Annotated in this window: 4 protein-coding genes; 1 reads left to right on the top strand and 3 read right to left on the bottom strand. The window is 65.6% G+C overall.

What is annotated here, in order from left to right; genetic code table 11:
• Positions 1-25: 25 nt before the first annotated feature.
• The 3 genes from ACVWZA_RS21425 to ACVWZA_RS21435 all read right to left on the bottom strand — a co-directional run bounded on the left by ACVWZA_RS21425 (position 26) and on the right by ACVWZA_RS21435 (position 4464).
• On the bottom strand, positions 26-916 hold the full coding sequence (locus tag ACVWZA_RS21425) for a transglutaminase family protein (protein WP_457313472.1): 891 nt from the start codon (positions 914-916) through the stop codon (positions 26-28).
• Positions 913-3396 carry a circularly permuted type 2 ATP-grasp protein gene (locus ACVWZA_RS21430; RefSeq protein ID WP_457313478.1) on the bottom strand — a complete coding sequence of 828 codons (2484 nt, stop codon included), beginning with the start codon at positions 3394-3396 and terminating at the stop codon, positions 913-915. Before ACVWZA_RS21430 ends, ACVWZA_RS21425 begins: the two co-directional genes overlap by 4 nt.
• 489 nt (positions 3397-3885) lie before the next feature.
• Entirely contained in the window at positions 3886-4464 is a 579-nt protein-coding gene (locus ACVWZA_RS21435) for a TetR/AcrR family transcriptional regulator (protein WP_457313473.1), read from the bottom strand.
• A 69-nt stretch (positions 4465-4533) separates the two neighbouring features.
• Here ACVWZA_RS21435 and ACVWZA_RS21440 point away from each other — a divergent pair, with 69 nt between their 5' ends.
• Complete coding sequence (locus ACVWZA_RS21440; RefSeq protein WP_457313474.1) at positions 4534-5976, top strand: 8'-apo-carotenoid 13,14-cleaving dioxygenase; 1443 nt, start codon at positions 4534-4536, stop codon at positions 5974-5976.
• The last annotated feature ends 132 nt before the right edge of the window (positions 5977-6108 follow it).

Below are 6108 nucleotides of genomic sequence, written 5' to 3' on the forward strand. Positions count from 1 at the left end.
TCGCGGTTCAATAAGGCGTGGCGAATCAACTTACTGGTTCGGTGAGCGGTGCGACGTCGACGCTGACGTCCATCTTCTGCGCGCCCGATCCGAGCACGATGCCGTCGATCGGCGCGATCTCGGCATAATCGCGGCCGATCGCCATGACGATGTGATCGCCCGCCATCCAGATGCCGTTGGTCGGATCGACCCCGACCCAACCGAGATCTGGCCCACACCATAACAGCACCCAGGCATGGGTCGCATCGGCGCCGACCAGCCGTTCCTGACCGAGCGGCGGGATGGTGCGGATATAGCCCGAAGCATAAGCGGCGGGCAGGCCGGCGGCGCGCAGGCCGGTGATCATGATCTGCGCGAAATCCTGACACACGCCGCGCCGCTTCTCGAACGCATCATGCGGCGCGGTATCGACCAGGGTCGCCTCGGCGTCGAATTCGAATTCTTCCTGGATCCGACGTGCGAGCGCGATCGCCGCGTCGAGACAGGGCCGCTCGGGATCGAGATCGGTCGCACACCAATCGGCGATATCGCGGTCGAGCGGGATCAATGGCGAGGGGAACATATAACTTGCCGGACCGGCCGGCGAAGCATCGCGGCTTGCTCGTGCGGCGGTGGCGATCTGCGCCAGCGTCGGATCATCGGGCGAAGGCATCGGCACCGGCCGGTCGACCGTCATGCGCGACACGCTTTCGATGAGGAGATGGCGCACCGGCTTCTCGACCACCAGCCGCATGACATTGGCGAGACCGGCTTCCGCGCGGGCGGGCGCGCACCGGCCAGAGGGCGAGATGCTGAGGCGATAGCTCTCCAATATCTGGCCCGACCAGTGGATCGGCTTGAGGCGCAGATTGCAGCGCGCGAACTTCACGCTCGCGCCGTAATCGAAGCGGGTGACGTGGCGGATGTCGTAGATCACGCCAGCGTCATCCCGGCCGCGCGCAATGGCTCAGCGCCTTGCAGGAAATAGCGCCGTGCGATCGCGTCGGAGAGCGCGAATAGCCGCCGCTCGAGATCGCCGAGCGAGTCCTCGGTCAGGCTCACCGCGGTCGCGGTCGATATGATCGCGACCAGCCCGGCGGCCATCGCCTGTTGCGGCTCGTCCATGCCGTCATCCTCGAGCACCGGCAGCGCGCGGACATGTTCGCAGATATGGTCGATCTGGAACGCCAGCGCACGCGGATTGCCCGGGTCGAGCGCGACCAGATCGACCACCGGAATACGCGCAATGCCGGTCAGGTAACGCTGGCGATAGCTGATCTGGCTGTCGGCCAGGTCGAGCAGGGTGGACAAGTCGTCGACACTGCCCTGCGGCATGCCAAAGGCGCGCAAGGCGCGGGTGATCGCCAGCGCGCGTTCGATCCGCCGTCCCAGGTCGTGGAAACGCCATGCGGCGGTCCGGCCCATATGTTCGGCCGACAGGCCCGACAGCGCGGCGTAGCGGCGTTGCAGCGATCCGGCGCGATCGAGCATGCCGCCGCGCGTCGGGAAGGGCGCATCGAGCAGCCGCACCATGTCGGCGGAGAGCCGGTCGCGCGATCCCTGGCCAATACCGCACGCCAGCCGGTTGATCGCGCGCACGCTATGCCAGCTTTCCTCGGCCTCCAGCGCCGTCCTGGTGAAAGCGGCAAGATCGGCGCGACGCAGGGTGGCGGGATGCGATGCGCCGCCGCCCGCCACGACCAGGCCGACCAGCCGGCCGACCGTGTGCGGGCCGAGCGCGGCGCCGGCATCGGCATCGATCGAATTGCCGAGCATTACGCGGATCACATTGAGCAGCGCCTCGCCGCGCTCGAGATAGCGGCCGAGCCAGAAGAAATTGTCGGCGACGCGGCTCGGCAAGGTGCCGGGATTGCGCCGGACATGGACCGAATCGGTCGTCGGCAAAAGCGAAACGGGCGCGACGGCGTCATCGCCATGGATCACGACATCGGCCGACCAGCTGCCTTCGCCCATCACCGCAGCGCGCGGATCGGGATGTTCGCCGATGCGCGCGAAGCCGCCGGGCATCACCGTCCAGGCGCCGTCGGCGCCGCGCGCCGCAAAGACGCGCAGGGTGAAGGGGCGCGCGACCAATGCCGCGTCGGCGACCACCGGCATGGTCGACAGGCGCACGATCTCCTGTCCGACATAATCCTGCGGCCGTCGCGCCATGTCGGCGATCAGCGCCTCGCGCGCCGTGCCGGTGATCTCCGATCCGGGCCTTGGCTGGCCGTCGGGCAGGCCGAGCGGGGCGACGCCGAACGCCGGGCCAATGAGCATCGCATCGAAATCTTCGATGACGCGTGCGCGTTCGCTGTCCTGGCCGCACCACCAGGTCGCGATATTGGGCAGCAACAGGTCGCGCCCGGTCAGGCGCATCGCGAGCTTGGGCAGGAACGCGCCGAATGCGGGCGATTCAAGCACGCCGACGCCGGGCGCGTTGGAAATGACCACTTCGCCTGCGGCCATCGCGTCGATCAGTCCAGGCACGCCGATCTTCGAATGCGAATCGAAGGCGAGCGGATCGAGCATGCGCGGGTCGCTGCGTTGCCACAGCGCATCGACGCGTTTGAGCCCGCCGATCGTGCGGATATAGAGCTTGTCTTCGAGCACCGCGAGATCGGCGCCCTCGACCAGCAACAGGCCGAGATAGCGCGCAAGATGCGCCTGTTCGGTATAGCTTGGGCTGAACCGGCCGGGCGTGAGCAGCCCGATACGCGGCTCGACCCGACGACACACCGCCGCCAGCCCCTCGCGAAACGCGGCGAAGAAGGGCGCGTGACGCTCGACATTGAGCCGCGACTGCAGCCCGCCCAGCGTGCGCGACACGGCAAGCCGGTTCTCCAGCGCATAACCGGCGCCGGCGGGCGCGCGCAAATGATCGGCGAGCACGCGCCATTCGCCGGTCGGCCCGCGGCCCAGGTCGATCGCGACGAAATGCAGCTGATAACCGCCGGGCGGCACCAGCCCGGCCATCGGGCGCAGGAAGAATGGGCTGCCGCCGATCAGCGCGGCGGGAATCAACCCACGCTCGACCAGCTTCGCATCACCATAGAGATCCTCGAGGATGGCCTCCATCAGTTCCGCGCGCTGCACCACGCCGGCGGCGATGCCGCGCCATTCGGCGCCATCGATCAGCAGCGGGACGGGTGAGACCGGCCAGGGGCGCTCCTCGCTTTCGCCGATGATGCGGAAACCAGTGCCGATATCCTCGGCGTGGCGCTGCACGCGTTCACGCGCATGGGCCAGATCGTCGCCGGCGACCGCCGCCAGTTCCTCGAACATCGCGGTCCAGGCCGGATCGTCAGCCTTTGCGCAGAGCACGTCACCCTGGAGTTTCTGGCCGCAATATTCCGCGATCCAGCGTGCGGCATGCGTACCCGGATCGAGCAGGGAAGGAGCGGCGAGGCTGGCCATCGGCTCTATCGGCTGCGCCCATCGGGGCCGCATGTTGGACATATCCGCGCCATCGTCGCTCCCCGCACTTCATGGCGACTCGACCACAATCCCTTCGCGGGTGCAACAAGCTTATCGACGGAGTCGCGGTGCCGGCCACCTGAGGTGATTCTAGTTTGATTCTCGATCCGGTCTGAAAACGCAGCGTATTTCACGTCCGTTTCCCGTAGCTGCGGGAAGTCCTGCGGGAAAAAGCTTTTTTGGGGTTCCTGCGGGAACCTGCGGGAAAAACTGCGGGAAAAACCGCGTTGCATGACGGGAAAAATGCCCGGCGGTTGCGGGAAAAAACGGGAAACGTCGGGGGAAGTCATAGCTTGGTCGATCCCGGTATTGTTCGATTCAAATGCTCGATCGGATGGGCTTAGGAGCGGCGCGCCCAAACCCGAGAGCGGACATGACGATGTCCGAAAGCGATGTGAATCGATCACGCATATCCGCCCCGAATGCCGATCAGCCCTGGATAGCATCCGTATCGATCACCCGATCGATCAGCGCGTCGTCGATCGGCACCTGGCCGTCGAGCATCAGCATCGCCAGCCCGTGCGCGATCGCCCAAGCCTGAAGCGCGATCACTTGCGCATCGCCGCCCTTTCCCTTCGCCAGCAGCGCGGCATTGGCACGCAGAAACGCCATTGCATCGTCCTCATGCCCGTCGAGTTTCAAGTGGATCGCGGGGTTGGCGAAGATCAGCCGAAACAGGGCCGGATTGACGAGCGCAAAGCGAACATAGGCCGCGCCCGTCGCGCCAAACCCGGCGACGCCGCCGCCCGCAGCCTCGGATGCCGCATGTTGTACGCTCGCCAGCCGTGCCAGCCCCTCGGCCGCGAGCGCCGCCATCAGCGCGCTCTTGTCGGGAAAATGGCGATAGACCGCAGTCGCGCTCACCCCGACCGCGCGCGCAACCTCACGCAGCGACAGATCGTCAGCGGTGCGCGTCTCGAGCAGGTTGAGGCCCGCATCGATCAGCGCGCTGCGCAGATCGCCATGATGATAGGCTTTTTTCGGAATTTCCGATTCCAATGTTGACACTGTTACCTTTGGTGCTTAATGTGAACGTTGTTAACTTTACACGTAAAAACCCATCATTGGGAGACCATAATGGCAAGCATGATCGAAACCGCAATCCGCAGCACGGTGGCCAAGGGCATCGGCGTGGTGGCCGACTTCAACCGCAAGCGGCTGGATGCCGATATCGATCATCCCTTCCTGACCGGCATCCACCAGCCGATGGCCGATGAGCTGACGCTGGAGGATCTGCCGGTGACCGGGACGATCCCGGCGGTGCTCGATGGGCGTTATCTGCGCATTGGCCCCAACCCGGTCGCACCCGATCCTGCCGGCTATCACTGGTTCACCGGCGACGGCATGGTTCACGGTGTGGCGATCCAGCAGGGCAAGGCGCTGTGGTATCGCAACCGCTGGATCCGGTCGCGGCGGGTTGCCGACGGTCTGGGCGAACGCGCCGCGCCGGGGCCGCGCCATGGCGGCTTCGACACCGTCAACACCAATGTGCAGGCGATTGGCGGCCGCACCTTCGCGCTGGTCGAAGCGGGGAGTTATCCGGTCGAGCTGTCGGACACGCTCGACGAGCAGACCTATAATCCGTTCGACGACACGCTGACCGGAAGCTTTACCGCGCATCCGCACCTCGACCCGCTGACCGGCGAACAGCATGCCATCGCCTATGAAGCGACCGACCCGGAGACGATCCGGCATATCATCCTCTCCCCCGAGGGGCGGGTGGTGCGCGAGGAGCCGATCAAGGTGAAGCACGGACCCTCGATCCATGATTGCGCGATCACGGCGCGGTTCGTGGTGATCCTCGACCTGCCGGTGACGTTTTCAATGAAGTCGCTGATCGGCGGGCACAGCTTTCCCTATCGCTGGAACCCCGATCATCAGGCGCGGATCGGCCTGTTGCCGCGAAATGGCCGGGGGAGCGAGACGATCTGGGTCGATGTCGATCCCTGTTATATCTTCCATGTCGCCAATGCCTTCGACTTGCCCGATGGCCGGGTGGTCATGGATGCGGTGGTCTATGACACGATGTTCGCCGACAGCACGCTCGGGCCGGACGCGATGTCGCGCGGGCTGGAACGCTGGACGATCGATCCGGCGACCGGCACGGTCGAGCGCCGCACGATCGACGCCACGCCGCAGGAGTTTCCCCGCCCCGATGAACGCCGGTTCGGCCAGCCCTATCGTTATGCCTATACGCTGGGCCTGCCCAAGCATGATGAGAGCTTTATCGGCGAGAGCTTCATCCTGAAGCACGACCTGGAGACAGGCATCCGCGAGGTGCATGATTTCGGCGAAGGACGGTATCCGGGCGAGTTCGTGTTCGTGCCGGCCGGGGTCGATGCGGGCGAGGATGAAGGGTGGCTGGTCGGCCTGGTCGTCGACCTGCCGCACCAGACGACCGATCTGGTCATCATCGATGCGCGGTCATTTGCCGGTGAACCGGTGGCGAGCGTTCATTTGCCCCACCGCGTCCCGCCGGGTTTTCATGGCAATTGGCTGGCGCGGGAGGCGGGGGCTTAATCTTCCCCCATCGGGGAAGGGCGACCATGAGCCGTAGGCGAATGGTGGAGCGACTATCTGGATTGTCAAACTGCATGCGCGAGGTGCGCGCGCGTTTCGCGTGCCTTTGCGTTGAGCCTGACGAGGAGTTTG

It is taken from the genome of Sphingomonas sp. UYAg733, assembly GCF_054057355.1.